2 rRNA genes are annotated in these 337 nt (G+C 41.5%); both read right to left on the bottom strand.

From position 1 onward, the window contains the following. Window positions 1-104: ribosomal RNA gene (gene rrf / locus M3225_RS29245) — 5S ribosomal RNA — on the bottom strand; the annotation flags it as partial. Window positions 105-211: 107 nt separating this feature from the next. Further along, a 23S ribosomal RNA gene (locus M3225_RS29240) occupies window positions 212-337 on the bottom strand; the annotation flags it as partial.

The following is a 337-nucleotide window of genomic DNA, read 5'->3' as shown; positions in this document are numbered from 1 at the left end:
CCTACTCTCACAGGGACAAAGTCCCAACTACCATTGGCGCTAAAGAGCTTAACTTCCGTGTTCGGTATGGGAACGGGTGTGACCTCTTCGCTATCGCCACCAGACATATTATATTATACATGATTTCTAAAAGAAAGCAAGACTTTTTAAAAAGTTTTGTTCTTTCAAAACTAGATAACAGTTCGCTGAGTAAAGCTTACGCTTTTAAATTTTGGTTAAGTCCTCGATCGATTAGTATCAGTCAGCTACACATGTCGCCACGCTTCCACCTCTGACCTATCAACCTGATCATCTTTCAGGGATCTTACTAGCTTGCGCTATGGGAAATCTCATCTTG

This window comes from Priestia aryabhattai (genome assembly GCF_023715685.1).
GTDB lineage: Bacteria > Bacillota > Bacilli > Bacillales > Bacillaceae_H > Priestia > Priestia aryabhattai_B.
Note: the sequence above shows the minus strand (reverse complement) of the source record. Positions and strands in the feature narration are given on the sequence as shown.